Annotated in this window: 13 protein-coding genes; 4 read left to right on the forward strand and 9 right to left on the reverse strand. The window is 54.9% G+C overall.

Annotated elements, in window-relative coordinates; all coding sequences use genetic code 11:
- Positions 1-191: 191 nt before the first annotated feature.
- Entirely contained in the window at positions 192-881 is a 690-nt protein-coding gene (locus SH573x_RS13600) for a hypothetical protein (protein WP_479355862.1), read from the forward strand.
- Positions 882-954: 73 nt separating this feature from the next.
- Positions 955-1,317 (forward strand): hypothetical protein, encoded by a 363-nt coding sequence (locus SH573x_RS13605; RefSeq protein WP_479355864.1) that lies wholly within the window; start codon positions 955-957, stop codon positions 1,315-1,317.
- A 116-nt stretch (positions 1,318-1,433) separates the two neighbouring features.
- Here SH573x_RS13605 and SH573x_RS13610 read toward each other — a convergent pair whose 3' ends face one another.
- From SH573x_RS13610 to SH573x_RS13625, 4 genes are all read right to left on the reverse strand, one after another.
- Complete coding sequence (locus SH573x_RS13610) at positions 1,434-2,735, reverse strand: DUF1552 domain-containing protein (RefSeq protein ID WP_479355866.1); 1,302 nt, start codon at positions 2,733-2,735, stop codon at positions 1,434-1,436.
- Between the two features lie 94 nt (positions 2,736-2,829).
- Complete coding sequence (locus SH573x_RS13615; protein ID WP_479355868.1) at positions 2,830-6,984, reverse strand: DUF1592 domain-containing protein; 4,155 nt, start codon at positions 6,982-6,984, stop codon at positions 2,830-2,832.
- Between the two features lie 181 nt (positions 6,985-7,165).
- Positions 7,166-8,683, reverse strand: a complete 1,518-nt coding sequence (locus tag SH573x_RS13620; RefSeq protein ID WP_479355870.1) for a sulfatase family protein — start codon at positions 8,681-8,683, stop codon at positions 7,166-7,168.
- Between the two features lie 832 nt (positions 8,684-9,515).
- Positions 9,516-10,886: a Gfo/Idh/MocA family protein gene (locus SH573x_RS13625; RefSeq protein ID WP_479356722.1), complete on the reverse strand. Its 1,371-nt coding sequence runs from the start codon at positions 10,884-10,886 to the stop codon at positions 9,516-9,518.
- Between the two features lie 375 nt (positions 10,887-11,261).
- Between SH573x_RS13625 and SH573x_RS13630 the strand changes: the two genes are divergently transcribed.
- The gene (locus SH573x_RS13630) at positions 11,262-13,184 is read left to right on the forward strand and encodes a DUF2079 domain-containing protein (RefSeq protein WP_479355872.1); all 1,923 of its coding nucleotides are present in this window, start codon (positions 11,262-11,264) and stop codon (positions 13,182-13,184) included.
- Positions 13,185-13,450: 266 nt separating this feature from the next.
- On the opposite strand, the gene SH573x_RS13635 is transcribed toward SH573x_RS13630, so the two are convergent.
- From SH573x_RS13635 to SH573x_RS13645, 3 genes are read right to left on the reverse strand one after another with little or no spacing between them, the layout of a single operon-like run.
- Positions 13,451-14,083 carry a HEAT repeat domain-containing protein gene (locus SH573x_RS13635; RefSeq protein ID WP_479355874.1) on the reverse strand — a complete coding sequence of 211 codons (633 nt, stop codon included), beginning with the start codon at positions 14,081-14,083 and terminating at the stop codon, positions 13,451-13,453.
- An 11-nt stretch (positions 14,084-14,094) separates the two neighbouring features.
- Positions 14,095-14,520: a hypothetical protein gene (locus SH573x_RS13640; protein WP_479355876.1), complete on the reverse strand. Its 426-nt coding sequence runs from the start codon at positions 14,518-14,520 to the stop codon at positions 14,095-14,097.
- Positions 14,517-14,957 carry a hypothetical protein gene (locus tag SH573x_RS13645; protein WP_479355877.1) on the reverse strand — a complete coding sequence of 147 codons (441 nt, stop codon included), beginning with the start codon at positions 14,955-14,957 and terminating at the stop codon, positions 14,517-14,519. The genes SH573x_RS13640 and SH573x_RS13645 overlap by 4 nt, the downstream gene beginning before the upstream one ends.
- A 165-nt stretch (positions 14,958-15,122) precedes the next feature.
- Between SH573x_RS13645 and SH573x_RS13650 the strand changes: the two genes are divergently transcribed.
- Complete coding sequence (locus SH573x_RS13650; protein WP_479355879.1) at positions 15,123-16,475, forward strand: DUF1501 domain-containing protein; 1,353 nt, start codon at positions 15,123-15,125, stop codon at positions 16,473-16,475.
- Between the two features lie 200 nt (positions 16,476-16,675).
- Here the strand turns inward: SH573x_RS13650 and SH573x_RS13655 are convergent, their stop codons facing one another.
- Together SH573x_RS13655 and SH573x_RS13660 are read right to left on the reverse strand one after the other, a co-directional pair.
- Positions 16,676-18,097, reverse strand: coding sequence for a DUF1501 domain-containing protein (locus SH573x_RS13655; protein ID WP_479355880.1), 1,422 nt, complete (start codon positions 18,095-18,097; stop codon positions 16,676-16,678).
- Between the two features lie 8 nt (positions 18,098-18,105).
- On the reverse strand, positions 18,106-20,535 hold the full coding sequence (locus SH573x_RS13660) for a PSD1 and planctomycete cytochrome C domain-containing protein (RefSeq protein ID WP_479355882.1): 2,430 nt from the start codon (positions 20,533-20,535) through the stop codon (positions 18,106-18,108).
- Between the last annotated feature and the right edge of the window lie 113 nt (positions 20,536-20,648).

Here is a 20,648-nt window from a genome sequence, read left to right on the forward strand (position 1 = left end):
GCAATCAATCGGATCGCAGTTATTCGGTGCAGAATTGCGTTCGAGATTAATTTCGGATTCTATCCGAGGAACAGTGCGAAGCAACCATTATGAATGTGATTGCCAGATTCCATCGATGGCGACTTAGGAAAACGAAGTGCTGGCTGCCATACGAATTGCAGTTGCACGACCTTTTGGTATCGGACCGCCATGTGGCATCGCTTCGAAGTGTTCTCTCGGATCAAATCGAGGCGCTTTACATCGCATACCGCTCTCAAGACCCAACAGAACTCGCTGCAGCCTACTCCTACCAGTGTTCACAGTTTTACGGTGTCAAAGATCAGTTCACTCTCTGCGACGTACATGCATCAAACGCCAACGGAGTCATATGTTTCAGTGGGGGTATGCTGGCATCCATCCGATTGAGGCCCGCGACCCCCGTTGTAAATCCCCTGAAATTTGAGCTCAAGAATCCAGCCATCACAAATGTGATGATTCCGTCCCTAATTGATGCGCCTAAAGCGTCAAGCTGGATTGCCGATCTTGAAAACGATGGAATCCTTCGTCGGTTCGGGGCTCCACGTACCGATGTGGCTCGGCCAACTGCTTCTCCCACTCACCGGCAGTACATGGAACTGTTCGAGAACTGTGCCGAGGCCTGCGTACTTCTGAATTCCGAGTCGTTCGACTTTCTCCCCCCAGCAAGTACCTCCCCCATCGACGACGCGCTCATTGGAAATTGGGCTCCAGTGCTCGACCTTCGTGAATTCGGTGGACTTGCAATCACAATAAGTGACGATGACAAGAGCGTTATCTCAAGGCTCAAAGATGGTTCGATGGAGTGGTCGGAGGCAGACTTGGTGACGGCCCTTCGGCGACTGCACGCTGAGTGGAAGAAATAGCAATCGCATGCAACGGAGCCGACAGTCGCGCCGGATTTGAGGATTCATCTATCTCACATGGAATAACAGGCCCATGATGTCTCGGTTGCATGGTCCCAACATCATTGCTCCACGATTTGAGTGGCTAGCGGACTTGATATGCTTGGTAGCTGCGTTCATACTCGTCGTCGCTTTGATATCCAAACTGTGCGACACTGGCTTGGCGTCGTCGCTAACCAAGCGGGGCACCAAAGTCCGCGAATGGCTCAGTTATGGCCGCAATTTTAGCCTGTCAGTCAACGGTCCACCGAGACGAGCTCGGTGGTGCCGGGGTCGCGGTCTAGCCAATCAGTTATCGGTTCACCGAGAAGAGCTCGGTGTTGCCGTGAGTCGCGGACTAGCCTGTCAGTCGTCGGTCTATCGAGACGAGCTCGGTGGTGCCGGGTGCGCGATCTAGCCAGTCAGACATCGGTCCACCGAGACGAGCTCGGTGGTGCCGTCGGCCGCGGTCTAGCCAGTCAGTCATCGGTCCACCGAGACGAGCTCGGTGGTGCCGTGAGTCACACGACTTACTTAAAGGTCGATGGGCTCGGTGGCGTCGCCGAATTTGTCTTGCTTTAGACCCATTTTGTCCATCATCGATAGGTAGAGCCGACACATTTGACGATTGGGAGCTTGACGGTAGTCTAGCACGCGGCCGCCTTGGATCTGGCCGCCGCCACCACCCACCACCACCACCGGCAATTGAGTCGCGTCGTGGTTGCCGTTGAGCATGCTGGAGCACAACATCAGCATCGAATTGTCCAGCACGCTGCGCTCGCCTTCTTGAATGGCGGCCAACTTGCCAGCGATGTAACCCAGCTGCGATACAAAGAACTGATTCACCTTCAACCAATCATCCGTATCGGAGTGAGACAACAAATGGTGGATCATGTAATCGACTCCCAAATTCGGGAATCGTAGCGACGAGTGGTCATTGTTCAGCTTGAGCGTACACAGTCGCGTGGTATCGGTCTGAAAAGCCAACACGAGGATATCGCACATCAATCGCATGTGTTCGCCGACATCTTGCGGTATTCCATCGGCTGGTCGCGGAATGTTCGGTTCACTCAGCGTGGGTCGCCAGCCTTGCATCTCTCCACGTTTGCCGGCCTGCGCAATGCGCTGCTCGACTTCGCGTACCGAGTCGAGGTACTCGTCCAGCTTGCGCTGATCGCGCTGACTGATCTGACGACGGACATCTTTGGCTTCGCTGAGCACTGCGTCGAGTACACTTTGGTCTCCCTGCTGGGCTTCGTCCTTAAATAAGCGATCGAACGCGAGGGCAGGGTACAGCTCTAGGGGCGTAGGCGTGGTAGGAGAGCTCCACGAGATGTGGCTGCTATAGAGCATCGAATAGTTCTTGTGGACCGACGGATTAGCTTTCTCACAGGCTAACACCAGGCTGGGCACCTTGGTTTCATGCCCCTGATGTTGAGCCAGCAATTGATCGACGCTAGTGCCCGAGCGAATATCACCACCCGAAGCCAGTGGTGCTCCGGAGAGCAAGTTACCAGTCTGCGAGGAGTGAATATTACCTTTGAGCGCTTCGGCGTTGAACAGGCCTTTGATGACCACTGTCTTGTCGCGCACTTCGGCCAGCGGCTGGAGAACTTTGCCCAGCTTCAATTCCTTGTCCGCGCTCTCTGCCCACCACTCTCGGTGAAATCCGTTGCCCGCAAACAAGATGGCCATGCGCACCGGAGCGGCATTGGAGTTCAAGCTAGCCGGTACATCCGCAGCCCAACTGGTCATCGACTCCATCCAAGGCAGCGCCATCGTTACGCCCAGGCCACGCAACATCGTACGCCGTGAAAAATCTCGTTTGTCTTGCATTGAAGGTCTCCGTGATATCCGGTTACCCAATCGAAGCCAGGGATAGGCTCAGGGGTAGGTTGGATTTGAGCGAATGGGTGAGTTGCTGGCGGGGTTAGGGGTTCGATGAATTTTTGATGTGCGTGAATTGTTGGCTGGTCACGATGGGCATGAGGGCTGAGGTGAAGCGATAGTCGTTGCCTTTCAGCTCAGTCACCATTTCATTGATCAACTTTTCGTCAGACAACTGCACGCTGCGGCCTAAGGCGTATCCCAGTAGTTTACGACAAAACTGCTTGACCAGTACATCGCGTTTGGTCTCAACCAGGTAGGATCTCAGGCCAGCTGCATCGGCAACGGGTGTACCATCGGGCAGCTTGACCGCGGTATCCAGTGCATGGCCAGCCATATCGAGTTTGCGCAGGCGACCAATGGCATCGTAACTTTCTAAAGCGAAACCAAAGGGGTCGATGCGATTGTGGCAGCCGGAACAAAGTTCGTCTTGCGAATGAATCTCGACCAGTTGGCGCACGGTCAGTGACTCAGTCGATTCATCAGTCGGCAGCTGCGGCACGTTCTTCGGTGGTTTGGGCAACTTCTCACCTAGCAGAACTTCACTGACCCAGTTGCCACGCAGAATGGGGCTCGTGCGCGAGGCGCCCGATTGTTTAGCCAAAGTCGCTCCCAGTCCCAGCACGCCACCGCGTCCGTGTACTTTGACGTTGTCGACCCGGCGCCATTGGTCGCCCGTAACACCGTCGATGCCGTAGAACCTGGCCAGCTGTTCATTCAAGAAGGTATAGTCGCTATCGAAGACGTTCAGCACTGAGCCATCGTTTTGAAATAGATCCGCAAAAAACAGTTCGGCTTCGCGTTGTAGTGGCTGACGAATATCCGCAAACTCTGGAAAATGTCGCTCACTCTTTTCATCCAGTTCGGCTACGTCTTGAATGTGCAACCACTGACAAGCGAACTGGCGCGCCAGGTTGTGCACTCGAGGATCTTGCAACATTCGCTGTGTATGAGCCTTGATCGATTCGGGGTGCTGCAAACGATGGTTCGCCGCAGCCTCCAACAACTCTTCGTCCGGTGGGCTCGACCACAAAAAGTAGCTTAACCTGGAAGCCTGCTCCCAATCGTTGATGCGCGTGATGCCATCGCCCGAAGGTGAATTCTCGAGCCGATAGAGAAAGCTGGTCGAAACCAACACGCGGACAATCAATAACCGCGTAGCCGCCTCATGGTTCAGTCCTTCTTGGCGAAGCTGTCCATAGAGCGTGCGCAGTCCAGTTTCCTCGTCTGAAGTCATCGGTCTGCGAAACGCGCGGCCCGCTAAGTCGATGACAGCTTGAATGTGACTTGGTTCAGCCGCAATCAGGGCCGCTCGATATTCGTTGGCGCGTTGCTTGATGGGTTCACGCAAATGCTCGAACAGTTTTGGATCGCTGTCCTGCGTCGCGAACTGCATCAGTTGTTCGTAAGCGTCTTCAACCGTCAGCAGATCATTGCTAACGAAGTGCAGTTCTTGCCACAGATCATCCAAGTACTTTCGTTCCTCATCACCCAACATCAAACGTTGCAAGTTCTCATCTTCGCGATGGAACAATGCCAAGGTAACCACTTCGTCGACGGGCACAATTTTGGTGTAACACAAGGCGGCTGGAAGCAGATCACGAAACGCGTTGGCAGCGGCAGTGAATCGCTGGCGGGCTTTACTGCTGTTGTGCATCAACAGCGGCAAGGCGGCCGTCAGTGGCGGAGCGGCGTCGAGTTTGGTAGCCGCGACTTGTACTTGTACGCTGCCTTCCATGCCGATCTGCGTGTCGAGCGTAGCTGCCACCACTAAGTCACGACCATGACACAATTCGGCGGGAATGGTCAGCGTCGTTACGCTCGGTGCGGTGACCGCGAAGCTAAGTTCATCGATGGCGACGCCACCCGCGGCCGATCGTCCATAAGCGACATGGTCATTGGACGCCTGCGTGTCAGGGAGAGCGGCCAATTGCTTGTCCTTGGCGGCTCGAGCCAGTGCATCCAGGGCCGGGCCTAGCAGTGGTCCACTAGTGGCATGGGCTTGATCCCACAAGTCGCGATCAGCTCCTTCAGCCTGCGGTCTCGCGGCGAGCAATAAAGTTTGAACTTGCTGGGCCAGCTTCGATTTCGTGGTGTTGTCGCTGGCCGCCAGCCACTGACCTAGTACAGAGGCGGGTGGTACGACCGCACGGTTCGCATCACCAGCCTGCACCGGTTCAGCATAGAAGCTCCAGGTGTCCTGGTTGCCGTATTGATCCGCGTGTGGGTTGCCCTGCAAAATGTTCGGAGAAACATCTGCCGTCAAGTTCCAGACTTGTGGCTCTGCGGCTTGATTTTCTTTTGAGGTTAGCTGGCTGATCTTGAATTCGATATCGGTCAAGTCGCAGGCATGGTTCCCATCGCGAGGACCGATCAGCATCGAAAGCAATTCGCCGGGTCGCACGCGAATGTTGTCGATCGTTGGGATGACCACAGGCGTACCGCCCGCGGCAACTCCAGCTGCCAGGCGTTGACGACCAGATCCACGACGCAGTTCGATAGCCCAGGTTACACCGTTGCCACATTCGGGATGCGCGTGGGTCACCACACCTTCAACCTTAACTGTACCTTGAATGGGGCTGCGCCAGCTGACAACTGAGCTCAGCGTGGGGGCCGGATGGACGACGACTCCATGAGGTTTCAAGTTGCCCGGGATGCGAACATGCATTTCGCCCGAACTAGCCATAATGCTGGGTAATTCCGAAGTGCTCCAACCATTGACAAAGTCGTAACCGCCCCCGCGTTTTTGTTGATTAGTAAACAATTGTTCCAGACGTACCGGTCCGCTGGGGGCAACCGACAAATAGTCGAACCAAGCGGCCAAGGCGGCGCTGTCGAGATGGTGCTCTTTGGCCAGCGCCTCGAAATTCGGGGTCTCTTGGTGTTCGCTGGCTTGAAACGCAGCGGCGGCCGCTAAGGCTGACTGGGTAGCCGCTAGAATTTGTTGCTGTTGAAGCTTGAAGTGATTGGCTACAAGCGCCGCGTCGCGCAAGAAGATATCGGTTCGACCTGGAGCTACTAAACGAGGTTGGTTCCATATAACCACATCGCTCTCACCACCATCGCCCGCATCTCCTGCAGCCAACGATACCGTAACGAGGGCGTTATCCGGTGAAGGCTCAAGTTTCGTGCGGGCGTCGAAGCGATCGATGAATGGTTCCACACCTGCCAACCACTGCTTCATGTGACCTACACTCTGAAATCGAGTGAGCGCATTTTGCCATGCTGCAATTTCATTCAACAGTTCGGGCAGTCGCTCGGCCCCTATAGACCAAAACTGTTGCTGCACACGGTTCAGTAACGCAGTAGGCTGTGGTTGGCTGACCATCTGCCAGACCAACTGCATGTACTTCTCATTGAGTTTATGTTGCGCGGCCAACTGTGTCGGAGTACGCTTGCCAGACTTTAGATCGTCGCGGGCCTCTAATAAAGCAGCCATGTAAGCCGGCAACGGCAAACGTCCGCCTTGATTGGTTTCCCACTGCAATCCCTGCAGATTAACTTGTGTGCCACCGGTTTGGTCGGTGTACCTGGCGTAGAACTCGCGCAGTCGTCGCAATACATCGTCGGTCCAATCGCGACGAGTGGAGAATTGCGAGAAGCGGATGCCATCCGGTAGCAGCCTGGCGTGTTCAGCGACTTCTTTGGCCGCATTCATGTACTTCGATAACAGCGCGGGTGACATGACCAATGAATTGCCGGTGTTCGTAAAGCCCTCACCGGCCGCACTGTCGGCTGGAAACTCACGAGCCGGTTCCAATGGCTGGCCGGTCAGCTGTTGAATGGTCAAGGTATATTCGACATTGTTCAGGCGTCGCAAGACAACTGGGCCAGGATCACCCGCGGTCGCCTCGGCTTCAGCGGCTACAAAGTCATCCAACCACTTTCGTAGCGACTTGAACTCTGCATCGCTCAGCTGCGGTGAATCTTTGGGGGGCATCTCGTGAGTGTCGAGTTGCTCGATGACCTTTAGCCAAGTGTTGGAAGCTTGGCGAATTTGATCGACTGCTCCAAACTGCTCCAGGTCCAATTCACCTTCTTGCTTGTCGGTGGAATGGCAGGTTTGGCATTTGGCTTTTACCAGCGGCAATATCTGGCCGACGTACTCGCGTTGCAGCGTAGCGAAGTCAGCGGCTTGGGCCAGGCTTACGGCCAGAATCCATAGACCGGAAACGACCAGAGTACGTGGTCTGAGCATAGTTGGTGAGTCGCGGAGGAGGGAGGTGGAGGCGGGCAGGTTCGCTGATTATAACACAAGCCGTGGAAGCACGCGAAAGTCGTAGAGCGGCTCTCCAGGGCCGCTCTTAAAATTCCGCAAGACTTTCGCCCCGGAGGAATCGTTGTTAGAGGGTTCTGAGCAGCTGAGGACAGCTGCTCTACTATCGGGTGCGGCCGGCGGAGATGATGGTGTCCAGCTTGTGAATCATGCGTTGGAGCACGTCGGGGTTGGCTTGCGCGACGTCTTGCGATTCGCTAGGGTCGTTCTGCAAGTTGTAGAGCGTATGCAGTTCTTTGGGTGGCTCTGGGTTGCGCGTGCTGACAACGGCTGGTGATTTACCGCGTTGCTTCATGCGTACGAGTTTCCACTGCCCCTCACGCAAACCGTAACTGCCACTTCCATTATCTTGTTGGAGCAGATGATCGCGGCCTTCGGCTTGAGCCTGGCCAAGTAGCGCATCCAAGCAATCAAAACTATCGAGACAATCGGCGCTAGATAGGGTTTGACCAGTCAAACTTGCCAGGCTAGCTGCCAAGTCGATCGTGCATACAAGCTTGTCACTTTCGCCCGGCTGCACGTGGCCCGGCCAACTAACGATAAAGGGTATGCGTGTGCCGCCTTCCCAGACGCTATACTTGCCGCCGCGAAATGGACCTGCCGGTTGATGTTGGCCCAGTTTCTCAACTGCGTCATCTTGGTAACCATCGTCCAGGACCGGACCATTGTCGGAACAGAAGACGATCAGCGTCTTGTCGGTCAAGCCATTCTGGTCAAGTATTTCTGTAATGCGTTGCACACACCAATCAAGTTGCAAGATGCAATCTCCGCGCGGGCCCAATTTCGATTGACCTTGGAAGCGCTCGTGAGCGATGCGTGGTACGTGGATGTCTTGAGGTGTTAGCAGTAAAAAGAAGGGCTGTTCTCGATTGGCTTGGATCCAGCGTTGCGACTGGTCGATCCACATATCGGCCAGGTCTTCATCCCGAAAGCGAGCTTGCATGCCGCCGGTATAGAAGCCAATGCGACTAATGCCGTTATGAATCGTTTGGTTGTGTCCATGTGACCAATTGAGTTTCAACGAGTCGCGATGCGTGAGACCAGTCGGATGATCCGGGCTGGGCTGCTTGTCGCCGACCCACAAGGGATCGTTGGGATCCAAGTTCTTAACCTGACGATCTTCGACGATGACTTGAGGAACTCGATCGTTGGTGGTGGGTAAGAGGTAACAGTGGTCAAAGCCAATATCCAGCGGGCCAGGCTGCAACTGGCCATTCCAGTTCGGTGACGGTTCCCCCAAACCCAGGTGCCATTTGCCTATGACTGCCGTTCTATAACCAGCTCTCTTCAAGATGCTGGGCAAGGTGGTCGTGCCTGGCTTGATGATCGCGGGCCCGTTGGGCGGCGCGATGCCCGTACCTTTCTGACGAAACGCATACGTGCCAGTTAGTAGCGAGAATCGCGTGGGTGTGCAGGTGGAAGCCGAACAGTAGCCGCTAGTCAGTCGTAATCCGCCCTTGGCCAGTGCATCTATGGCGGGTGTGGAAATCTCCGTAGCCCCATAACAGGACACGTCACCGTATCCGAGATCATCAGCCATGATGACGATTACGTTCGGAGTGTCGGCCCCGACCGTGGCGGCTGCTAAAGCGAAGCATGCGAGTAGAAAGTGACGTAGCATGATGATTTCCCATGTAGAGCAGCTGTCCTCAGCTGCTCAGAACCCTCTAACCCAAGCCTCTTCACACCAACAAAAGACCGATGGACCAACGTTACAGGCGAACGACTTGCCGGGTGCGGAGCGGCTGGGGACAGGCGCTCTACAACGACGTAGAGCAGCTGTCCTCAGCTGCTTAGAAGCCTCCAACCCAAGCCTCTTCACACCAACAAAAGACCAATGGACCGACGTTACAGGCGAACGACTTGCCGGGTGCGGAGCGGCTGGGGACAGCCGCTCTACAACGACGTAGAGCAGCTGTCCTCAGCTGCTTAGAACCCTTTAACTCATGCCTCTTCACACCAGCAAAGACCAATGAATCAACACTACAGGCGAACGACTTGCCGGGTGCGGAGCGGCTGGGGACAGCCGCTCTACAATGACGTAGAGCAGCTGTCCTCAGCTGCTTAGAACCCTTTAACCCACCTCTTCACACCAGCAAAGACCAATGAATCAACACTACAGGCGAACGACTTGCCGGGTGCGGAGCGGCTGGGGACAGCCGCTCTACAACGACGTAGAGCAGCTGTCCTCAACTGCTCAGAACCCTCCAACCCAAGCCTCTTCACACCAACAAAAGACCGATGGACCGACGTTACAGGCGAACGACTTGCCGGGTGCGGAGCGGCTGGGGACAGCCGCTCTACAACGACGTAGAGCAGCTGTCCTCAGCTGCTCAGAACCCTCCAACCCATGCCTCTTCACACCAGCAAAGACCAATGAATCAACGTTACAGGCGAACGACTTGCCGGGTGCGGAGCGGCTGGGGACAGCCGCTCTACAACGGTCAGCCGCACTATGCTTTAACTTCAAAGCCTTTGCGGTTTTCGCGTGAGAGGAACGAATTGGCTTGTTCATCACCGACGATTTCGCGCTTGTTGGGGTCCCAATTCAGTTCGCGACCCAGGCGCATGGCGATGTTGGAGAGATGGCAGATCTCGAGCATGCGGTTGTGGGACCAGACGTCCGAAATCGGTTGCTTGCGAGCATTCATGCCTTCGATAAAGTTGGCGGTATGATTGGCACTCACTTTGCCACCGTAGATCTTCTCGATGGCATCTTCCGGCAGTGGCTTTTCCTTCAACTCTTCGACAGGTTTGCCTGTGATCTTGCCACGATTGACGAAGAAGCGACCCTCGGTACCTTCGAACAGAATACCGTTGTCGCCTTCGCTGGTGATGAGCATTTCTACTTCATTGGGCATTTGCACGCGGATGTTGAAGTTGGTCGCGGCGTTGTATTGGTCTTGTACCGTTGGATTGCCATCCTTGTATTCAACGGGCAACTTGTAATCGACCGGTGTCACTTTGCTGGGGCCAGTCTCCGTGGCTCCCAACGCCCAACAAGCGATGTCGACGTGGTGCGCGCCCCAGTCGGTCAACTTGCCACCCGAGTATTCATGCCAGTTGCGGAACGAGTAATGGCAATTGCTAAACAATGGTACGCCACCACCATAACCTTCACGTAGTTGCGGCAACGCGCGATAAGCCACCTTGGGTGCTGGGCCTAACCAGAAATCCCAATCGAGCCCTTCAGGCACTGGGGCTTCGGGAATTACCGGCGATGCTTCCATCGAGTTGATACCGCAAGTCACTTTCTTGACCGTTCCGATGCGACCATGTTTTACCAAAGCCACTGCCAGCAAGAATCGCTGGTCGATTTCGGTGCGCTGCATCGTACCGACTTGGAATACGCGGCCCGTTTCCTTCACCACTTTCTCAATCAGCTTGCCTTCCGCAATCGTCAACGTCAGCGGCTTTTCGCAGTACACATCCTTGCCAGCTTGCATGGCTTCGACGGCAATTTTGGTGTGCCAATGGTCGGGCGTCGCAATCATGACGGCATTGATGTCTTTACGTTCCAGCACTTCGCGATAATCTTTGTAACCATCGGGCTTCTTACCTTGAGCCTTTTCAGACTTGGCCTGGTTGGCGGCCAAGACGTTGGCATCGACATCCACCAGGGCTGCGAAGTCCGCAAACTTGAACGACTTGTTCGTGATCTCCCAACCCTGATTGCGCAAGCCGATGGTCGCAAAGATAGGCCGGTCATTGGCCGACATGTAGCCAAAGGCGCGGTTGGCCGAAGGTAGAACAAGTGCAGCAGTTCCGGCGGTCGCTAAGCCTTGAAGAAAATTGCGTCGAGTAGCGGAGAAGCTCTTGGCCATCATGTCAGTTCCTGCAGTAGGGATGAGGTAGAAAGTTGGACTCCTATTCTAGTTCATTTGCCAGCCGTGTGGCATAGGCTTTTAGCCTAGGTGTAGTTAATCTGAGCGTTCGGAAGAAATCAGGTCCGCCGCCACAGCGGGTAGCGGAATGCGTCAAGCATTTCGAGCGGGTAAGGTAGCGGAATGCGTCAAGCATTTCGAGCGTAAACGTGTATGCTGGATCAACGAAAGCCTTGACGGCTTCCGCTACGGGTATGCTAGATCAACGAAAGCCTTGACGGCTTCCGCTACGGGTAATGTTTCGAAGGACACAGGGTATTGCAAGCGTTGCCACAACCAGCGTCACGCTCGGCGTTTATTCCGGGCCTTGCCATATTGGCTTGGCTAATTGCCTTGGCAGTGCTGGGTAGCCGTACCTATTTCTTAATGCCTTACGCCGCCAACTCTTTATTGACGCCGGCCCTGGAACCCTTCGGTGCATCCGTATCGCTCTTAACCAGCGGACTGCTAGTGGCGCTGATTTGGGTACGGCTGGCTTATCGTGGTACGTGTCGCTATCAGGCCATTACCTTCCTGTTGGTAGCCAGTTTGTCAACGGTGTTTTGGATCTTACGAGTCGCTGGGGTCTTGATCACACCACCGCTGTTTATTGAGACCATCTGGTTTGCGGCGTGGACCGGTTTGAGCTTCGGTGAACTTGGACGGCAAACTCGCGATGAGAGCTCGATTACTTCACCGAGGCCGGATTTGAAGGTGATCGTTTGGTATCCCGTTGTGCTGATCGCACTGGTGATCGCCTGTATTGGTTGGTGGTTCTATCAAGCGTGGTGGTATCACCATAGTTTTCTATTTGGCTTTAATGATTACGGTCACTTCTTGCAGCGCATTGCTAACACTGCCAGCGGTCGCGGTATATTGTTGGAAACGCCCGTCTTGCCTGCGTTCTGGGACCATTTTAATCCGGGCTTGTTATTGCTGGTGCCATTGTGGGTAGCGTGGCCCGATGTGCATCAAGCTTTTTTATGGCAAGCTGCGGCGCTGGCGGGTAGTAGTTACCTGGTCTATCGCATCGGAATGAAGCTCGGAGTCAGCCAGTCTGCAGCGACTATCTTTGGGGTCGCGTGGTTGGTCCAGCCGGTAGTGGGACAGATGAACCTGGCTTATACGTATGGTTGGCATCCTATCACGCTGGCCATTCCTCTGCTGCTGGGGTGCATCTGGGCGCTCCTAAGTCATCGCTATTGGATCGCAGTCATGTGTTGCGTTATCGCCCTATCGATGGAAGAGGGAGTCTTTGTCGTCGTCTCGTTGACTGGCTTCAGTTGCGGCGCATTGCGATGGCTGAACGACAAACGTTGGATTTCAGAAAAGTTGATTCATGAACCATCTATACGACTCGTACAGTTGTTTTCATCTAGCCTGTGGTTTGCGATTGGCGTGATTGTGGCCGTTGCCTTTGTCTTGGTTTACAAACTGAGCGGCCTGGCCGAGTTTCAAACTGGGCGCTTTATTGCTTTGGGTTCCAATTTGACGGAAGTCATTCTCTCGCCGATCTTGCGTCCAACCGCGTTTTGGGGATCACTCTTTAGTTGGGATCGCTGGTATTGGTTGATGCTATTGTGGTTGCCATGTGGACTAAAGAGTCTCATACGTGGTTGGCCCTATGTACTGCCGACGTTATTGCCACTGGGCGTGTTGATGGTGTGGGATCATGCGCCCGCGCATAGCATTACGTTTCAATATGCGTCGACATTACTGCCCTTGTTTTGGGTGGCGACGATGGCCGGCTCCTGCTCGACTGTGCCCCACACAGCGCCAACTGACATGCGTTACGCAATGACCGCACTGGCGACCGGAATTACATTAAGCCTATTCATTGGACAATTGCCCTTCAGCAATCCTACGTTAACCGATGTGGATGCACGCACCTATGGCGGTGACTCACTGATGCGCAGGCGGGTTAACGATCCCGATGGTGTGTGGTTGGCTGAGCAGATCGAAAGTATTCGCGACAACCAGCCCAAGTGTTTGACCACTGGCCGCATCGCAGCGCACCTGGTGGGTATTCCCGATATCGAAACCGTTGGCCAGTATGCCGAGCGTCGCCCCAAGCTGAGCCAATTATCTGACCGCCAAGATCAACCGATCGCACACTATGATGTGATCATTCTCGATTACCAAGAAGGTTTCCAACAGTCACCAGCTCAAATCGAAGCGGTCGCAGCTGAAGCTAGCGCAGCCGGATTTGTCCAGGTAGCTGACAAATATGGCATCGTGGTATTGAAGCGCGGCGAGTAGAGCAGCTGTCCCCAGCTGCTCGGAACCCACTAACCAAATCTTCTACCGACCGATGGTCTGTGCGGTGTGTCTTCTCTGCGATCCTCTGCGTCTCCGCGTTTGGAAAAAGGAACCCTCTAACCCATTTGTCCACCGACCACTGGTCCCTGGGAGGGCGAATGCTCCTGCTGAGCCAAACACCTTCGCCCTCCCGGGACGTTCGGTCGGTCGAGAATTTGGTTAGAGGGTGCTGAGCGGCTGAGGACAGCCGCTCTACAATGTCGACATCATTGGTGAACCAGGCTGCGAATGCGCAGCAGAATTTGCCGGATCGTCCATAGCGACTTGGGCGGTTTGCCTTCGCCCAGTCGCACGTCATCGGATATCCAGTAATTGGTCAAGCGGCGCGACAGCGGCAAAGCATGCACGTTGCGCGCGAAGGCTGTCAATCGACTGCGGTAGGGACGGGGTGGACGACTGACAGCGAACCTGCGCAGGCGATCGTCTTGTTCACTCGCCAGCGTAGATTGTAGAAATCCCCAACCGTGGATCCGCTTGAGCGCTCTAATCGTTTCTTTGCGAACTTGATATTCTGGATCGTTTAGATAGCGCGCTACATTTGGCGCGCCGGTGTATCCTCCGCAGCGTCCTCGCAACCATATCGCCAGCAAACGCAGCCGGCGGTCGGACGTGGTTTCGATAACTAAACTAAGCGTGGCTCGCGCGTTGAGCGCTTCGATTCTGCGGATAATGTGACGCAGCGGCAGAGCCCAAGTGATGCGGTCGCTCGCGTTGTGTGCATCATAAAGCTGAGCGAGGAGGCGGATGACTTCAACACCGTCGAATGTGATTCGATACCACCGACCGTTGAGCAAAAAGCGATGGTCGCTCCGCACCGGAAATTTAAAGCGAGCTGACATAGTCGATCGATTCAATCAGAAATGTGAAAACGTTTCAAATTCTCAATGAGACGCGCGACCTTTAGTTCGATATCGTAGCAAGGATCTGCAACCTGTATTGCGGTAAATTCTTGTGGTGTCTGTTGGGCAATTATCTGGGGGTTGGCACCAAAATCAATTTTGACTACCCGCGAAATCTCCTCCAGATTCAGATTCGGCTCTGTTGCTATCAGGTCCTCCCACGAACTTGGCCAGCTGCCATTGTTTTGTCTGATGTATGCGTTGATTGCTTTCTCGACTTGCAAAAAATGCTGCAAGTGCCTTTCGGCCCTCAGGGAATGTTGAGCTACATAAACGCCAAATCCGGCTACGAGTGTTAGTCCAAGACCCAACACCAAGCACCCGCAAGTAATCAGGCGATGTACTTGGGGAGAAGGATTGAAATTGGCATCGCTCATACGCCACGATTCTGAACATACCGTCGAGCCGACATTTCTGTGAAGTAGAACTTGATCAAGATAGCGGGTGCTATTCCCCAGACCGCAATCAGCTGCCAGCCCCAGTTCGGCCAGTTCATGGCGTTTAAGGCCGCTGGCGAAGCAAAAAAGCTGATCGTATGCCAGACGACTGGTAGCTCGATGGCCAGCATTCCGCCGAAGAGCATAAGGCCTGCAAAGGCAGTTGTCTGCTCACGCTGATTCCACAACCAACCGGCGAGAACCAGGTTGAATATCAACGCGCCAATTGGGACGCAGGCTAGCGGAATTTGCTGAAAAGCTATCAAGAAGCCCGCGACCGGGATCAGCCATGCACTAGAGCCCAGCACAGCTCCACCCCACCAATTGCCAGCGTTCCAATTAAAGGCAGCACTATCGAGCGGCTTAGGTTCCATCATGTTCTCCATTGGCCGGGGTCCCAATTGAACAGAGATTCTAGTGTAAGACATATCGAATTCAGCTACAATATCGCTCGGTCGTGACAGTTCCCACCCCAGTGCAATCACCTAGTGCAATCCCACCCTACACCGCTGTTCGATCGTAGCCTACCAGAAGGACACCTGATGCTCACTTTGCACTCCCAGCATGCTAGCGCTCGATTTTGCGATGGTCTCCCGCGGCGAAACTTCCTGAAAATAGGTGCGCTGGGTCTGGGCGGCACGGCCGTTGGTGGTCTATCGCTACCGCAACTTTTGCGAGCCGAGGAAACCCAAGGCCGCAGCTCGGCGCGGTCGATCATCATGGTCTACCTGCCCGGCGGACCTCCTCATCAAGACATGGTCGACATCAAAGTAGACGCGCCCTCGGAAGTGCGGGGTGAGTTCCGTCCAATCGCTACCAAAGTTCCTGGCATTCAGATCTGCGAGCACATGCCGCAGCTGGCCAAACTGACTGACAAGCTGGCCATCATTCGTACAATGGTCGGTGCCAAGGATCGACATGAATCATTTCAATGTATGACCGGTCGACTGAACGAGCGCAATCCGCCAGGCAACTGGCCCGAGTTCGGCTCGGTAATTTCGAAACTGCAGGGCACCAGCGATCCAACTCTAGCATCGTACGTGAACTTGTCGCCCAAGATGCGGCACACACCCTACAACTATGGGCGCAACAGTTTCCTGGGTTTTGGACACACGCCTTTTATGCCACTGGGCTCGATCAAAGACGATATGGTGTTGGGCGACATTACGCTCGAACGTCTCTCGGATCGTAAGACGTTGCTGACTAGTATTGATCGCGCTAAACGCGAAAGCGATGCTAGTGGAATTATGGAAGGGCTGGACGCATTTCAGTCGCGCGCCTTTGAAATGTTAACTTCCGGCAAGTTGCTGGAGGCCTTGGATGTTTCGAAGGAAGCTGCCGCTACGCGTGAGCGTTACGGTCAAGGTACAGACAAAGAACAAGGTGATGCCGCCCCACGTTTGAACGAACAGTTCTTATTAGCTCGTCGCCTGGTCGAAGCCGGCGTGCGTGTGGTGACGCTCAGCTATTCGTTCTGGGATTGGCACGGTAGCAACTTTGCCATCGCCAAGCAGAACTTGCCCGACTTTGATCAAGCCCTGAGCGCTTTGATCGAAGACCTTGATCAGCGCGGCCTGCTGGATACGACGACTGTCATCGCCTGGGGTGAGTTTGGTCGAACACCCAAGATCAACAAAGATGCTGGTCGCGATCATTGGCCAAACGTGTCGTGCGCGATCTTGGCTGGAGGCGGAATGCGCACCGGGCAAATCATCGGAGCCACAGATCGCTTAGGCGGCGAAGCTGTCCAACGCCCTGTCTCATTCCAAGAGGTCTTTGCCACCCTGTATCACAACATGGGCATCAACGCGACCACCACCACAGTCACCGACTTAACCGGACGACCACACTACTTGGTCGATAACGACGTCCAACCGATCAAAGAACTGATCTAACCTAAGCCGATGGCGATAGCCTTGGTTGCGTGTCGAGTCCCACGTAGCCGAGTCTCCCCGAGACTCGCAGTCTTGAATTCAATCAGCGTCTCGGAGAGACGCTGCTACGTGTCCCACGTAGCCGAGTCTCTCCGAGACTCGATTGCACTGGATTGCGATGTTCGCTCAGCGTCTCGGAGAGACGCTGCTACGTGAAAAGGTCAGGTTAAGATCTCGGTGACTACTCGGCCAGCAATATCAGTTAGCCGGTAGTCTCGGCCGGCGTGACGGTAAGTCAGACGTTCGTGGTCGATGCCCATCAGGTGCAGCATAGTCGCATGCAAGTCATGCGTGTGAACTGCTCCAGTGGTGGGACGAATGCCGTATTCATCGGATTGACCATAAACAAAACCCGGTTTGACTCCGCCACCGGCTAGCCAGGATGAAAAGACTAGATTGTGGTGCTCGCGCCCCAGATGATCAGCTTGCTGGTGAAATGGGGTTCGACCAAATTCAGATGTCCATACCACCAAGGTTGTTTCGAGCAGCCCACGTTGCTTGAGATCCTGCAACAGCCCAGCGATTGGTTGATCGATCGCCTTCGCCAACTTCTCATGATCTCCCATGTTGGCATGCGAGTCCCAATTGCTACTCGAACCAACATCGATCAGTTCCAGAAAGCGGACACCGCGTTCGGCTAACCGCCGCGCGACCAGGCATTGCCAGCCGAACCCCTGCGTTATGCCACGCTCCAGGCCATACATTTTGAGAGTGGCCTCTGTCTCTTGAGAAAGATCAAAGGCCTCGGGCGCTTCGCGCTGCATACCAAAGGCAGTCTCGTACGAGCGCACGCGCGCGTCGAGCGCTTGATCATGGGCTCTGGAATCCAAGTGTCGACGATTCAGCTTGCCAAGCAAATCGAGTTCGAGCTGTTGCAGTTCCGGTTTGCCAACGCGAGGGCGGATGTTAGGCAGCGGTTCATCGCCTGGCACGACATGAGTGCCTTGATGACACGCGGGTAGAAAATCGCTACTCCACGTTTGCGCTCCAGCATAAGGAGCCGCAGGGGCGAGTACCATAAACGATGGCAGATTGCGATTGACAGTTCCCAAGCCGTAACTGACCCACGATCCATGGCTAGGCCGAGCGAACTGGGCTGAGCCTCCGTGTGCGGCCAAGGTGGCCTTGTCGTGCCCATCACTGTCGCAGTGCATGGCGTTCAGAATGCAGAGCTCATCAACAACTGATCCGAGATGCGGAAACAAATCGCTTATCCAGGTACCGTTCTGACCGTATTGTTTGAACGACCATCGCGGTCGGATTAGAAAGCGTTGAAAGTCGCCGGGCTTGCCCAGCCACCGCGAAGCGACGATCGATTTGCCATGATGCGCAAAGAGGTCGGGCTTGTAATCAAAGGTGTCGACCTGGGATACACCGCCAGTTGAAAACAAAAAGATGACACGCTCGGCTTTGGCCGCAAAATGTCCCAGCCTGGCAGCCAGCGGATCAACCGTACTGGCTTTTGCCTCGTCGGCCATGATCCCCGCCAAGGCAAGCGCTCCGAAGCCGCCAGAAGCAGCGCTTAAGAAGCTGCGCCGTGAACTCGGTCGGTTAAAAATGCTGTCGGAGGGCAATCGTGTCATATCAATTCTCAATCCACATACAGGAAAGCATTGCTGGTCAGAAGCACGCGGGCCAAAGCCGACCAGGCGCTCAACGTGCGTTGTTCCGGCGTCAGATCTTGACCAGCCAGCCTGTCTTCATAAGCACTGATAAAGTTCAAGGCTTCAGCCTGGTCGGCCTGGGTTGGTAAACGACCATGTGCCGCCTGGAATGCATACTGAATTCGCGCGACTGCATCGCCATCGATCAACAGCAGCTTGTTAGCCCACGCTGTGGATTGCTCGTGAATGAAAGTGGAGTTCATCAGAAACAATGATTGCGTCGGGGTAGTGGTCGGCAGTCGGTCAGCCACACTTTGGTTTGGATCTGCAGCATCAAACAGCGACAAATAAGGGTGTCGCCGATTGCGCTGCACCATCAAGTAGACGCTGCGATGATTCGATTCATAGACAGCTTGAAACGGTGCGTGAATCGTAAAGCCCCAAGTATCGACGGGAGGAAACGGATGCGGCGGAGCGGTGGAGCTATCCAGCCTTCCGCTCACCATTAACATGGCATCACGAATCGATTCAGCATCCAATGGCCGACGAGTGTGCCGCCACAACCAGCGATTTCCCGGGTCCAACTTCAAGTTACGTTGGTCGTCTTCGCTGGACAACTGATAGGTCCTGGAAGCCATAATCAAGCGATGCAACGATTTCACGCTCCAGCCCGCGTCAATAAATTGCGCGGTCAACCAGTCGAGCAATTCGGGATGAGATGGGGCTTCGCCGCGGATACCAAAGTCACTGGCTGTGGGCACAAGTCCAACACCAAAGTGCCATTGCCAAACGCGATTTACAAACACTCGAGCGGTCAACGGATTGGTAGAACGCGTTAGCCAGTTAGCCAATTCAAGTCGGCCGCTACCCGCAGCCTCCGCCGGCACTGGATCGCTCCCCAGGACTTGCAGAAACCGACGCGGCACTTCGTCACCCAGTTTGTCTGGTTCGCCGCGAAGTTGGATACGGGCGTTTACCGGTTGACCTTCACTCAGTCCATAAGCGACTGGGTAAGGGATCTCGGCGGCCTTTTGCTCACGAGCTTTAGCGCGTGCTTTCATCTGCGCGTCCAACCCGGCGCTCTTGTCAGGGTCAGCCTTGGTTTCTTCTTTAGCTAGTTCGCTTTTCAGCCGTTCGATATCTGCATCCAGTTGAGCGAGTTCAGCAGCTTTGATTTGATCCAGCCGGGCCACTTCGTCCGCTGGCATTAGCGGTGCAAAATGAACTGGCCGCTTCTGCTCTTCACCACCTGGGAAAGGCCACTGCGTGCTCTGCATAACTCCGTAGAGCGCGTAGTAGTCGGCCATAGTCACCGGATCGTACTTGTGATCGTGGCAACGCGCGCAACCCAGCGAGAGACCTAATATCGATCGCCCCACCGAATCGATGACATCGGCAAAGTCCAGATATTGAAAGTCCGGTGAAGGGTTGTATCCGTAGCGTTTACCGATGGCCAGGAAACCGGTGGCAGTTACACGCCCGGCCAGCAATTCCGGCGGACCATCTTTAGCCAAGATGTCACCCGCAATCTGCTCGCGAATGAATTCATCGTAGGGTTTGTCGATATTGAACGCATGAATCACCCAATCGCGATACTGACCGGCTTCGCGTACTGGATAGTCGGCTCCGTCACCGGCTGTGTCTGCATAGCGAGCCACGTCCAACCAGTGCCGTCCCCAGCGTTCTCCATAACTGGTTGTCGATAGCAAGCGTTCCACCAGCCTGGCAAAAGCGTCGCTCGCAACGTCGTGCACGAAGTCATCGATTTCGGCGGGTGTGGGCGGCAGTCCAGTCAAGTCAAATGTGGCCCGCCGAATCAGGGCAAGTTTGTCAGCCGGTCCAACTCGTTGCAAGCCGCGCGACTCATGCTGCGACAGGACGAAGCGATCGATATCGTTAATCGGCCAACCGCTTTCGTTGACGACGGGCGGTTCGGGTTTTATTAGCGGCTGAAAAGCCCACCAGCTGCCAGCCTGCTCTACGGTCATACCACCCAGCTTCGGCACGCTCGTTCGCGGATCGATCGCGCCGCGTTGGATCCACTCAATCAAGTCAGCGATTTGCGCTGCAGAGAGTGATTCCCCTTTATCCTGAGGAGGCATCGGTGAAACATCCTCCGCATGTTGGATCGCGCGAACAAGCAGGCTCTGCTGGGCATCGCCTGGAACAATCGCAGGTCCACTGTCCCCACCTTGGCTCCAGCCATCGCGTGTGTCGAGCGCCAAACCGCCACTGGTTTTACCATTGGCAGCCGAGTGACATACCTGGCATCGATCGATCAATATGGGGCGAATACGATTCTCGAAGAAATCCGCTTCTGATTCGTCGTCGGCTGCCAATACACTGACCAACAGCAGATGCGCGCAGAACCCCAGGCCAATCCACCACGAGATTTGTCGATCAGGCGCTAACATCATGAGTTTCTCGCCCCCGGTATAGTAAGTCTCCTTTCGCTCCGCGAAAGGCATTCTGAAATTGTACTCACACGCTGAGGTACGAGTCATGCTGCCATGTGCCTTTCGCGGAGCGA

This window comes from Rania fehmarnensis, assembly GCF_056494185.1.